We start from the raw sequence: 1,064 nt of genomic DNA, 5'->3' as shown, positions 1-1,064 counted from the left end.
TTCAGAACTAACACAGTGGACGCGAGCAACTGAGGACAAGCCCTCGGCCTATTAGTACCAGTCAGCTTCACCCGTTACCGGGCTTCCACATCTGGCCTATCAACCCAGTCGTCTACTGGGAGCCTTACCCTCTCAAGGAGGTGGGAATACTCATCTTGAAGCAGGCTTCCCGCTTAGATGCTTTCAGCGGTTATCCCTCCCGAACGTAGCCAACCAGCCATGCCCTTGGCAGGACAACTGGCACACCAGAGGTTCGTCCGTCCCGGTCCTCTCGTACTAGGGACAGCCCTTCTCAATATTCCTACGCGCACAGCGGATAGGGACCGAACTGTCTCACGACGTTCTAAACCCAGCTCGCGTACCGCTTTAATGGGCGAACAGCCCAACCCTTGGGACCGACTCCAGCCCCAGGATGCGACGAGCCGACATCGAGGTGCCAAACCATCCCGTCGATATGGACTCTTGGGGAAGATCAGCCTGTTATCCCCGGGGTACCTTTTATCCGTTGAGCGACGGCGCTTCCACAAGCCACCGCCGGATCACTAGTCCCGACTTTCGTCCCTGCTCGACCCGTCGGTCTCACAGTCAAGCTCCCTTGTGCACTTACACTCAACACCTGATTGCCAACCAGGCTGAGGGAACCTTTGGGCGCCTCCGTTACCCTTTGGGAGGCAACCGCCCCAGTTAAACTACCCATCAGACACTGTCCCTGATCCGGATCACGGACCGAGGTTAGACATCCAGCACGACCAGAGTGGTATTTCAACGGCGACTCCACCATGACTGGCGTCACGGCTTCAAAGTCTCCCACCTATCCTACACAAGCCGAACCGAACACCAATATCAAACTGTAGTAAAGGTCCCGGGGTCTTTCCGTCCTGCTGCGCGAAACGAGCATCTTTACTCGTAGTGCAATTTCACCGGGCCTATGGTTGAGACAGTCGAGAAGTCGTTACGCCATTCGTGCAGGTCGGAACTTACCCGACAAGGAATTTCGCTACCTTAGGATGGTTATAGTTACCACCGCCGTTTACTGGCGCTTAAGTTCTCAGCTTCGCAACCCC

1 rRNA gene is annotated in these 1,064 nt (G+C 55.8%); it reads right to left on the bottom strand.

Annotated elements, in window-relative coordinates:
• Positions 1–31: 31 nt before the first annotated feature.
• Positions 32–1,064, bottom strand: a 23S ribosomal RNA gene (locus ACZ6Y1_RS37540); the annotation flags it as partial.

The sequence above is a fragment of the Streptomyces sp. NPDC053432 genome, assembly GCF_055585365.1.
Note: the sequence above shows the minus strand (reverse complement) of the source record. Positions and strands in the feature narration are given on the sequence as shown.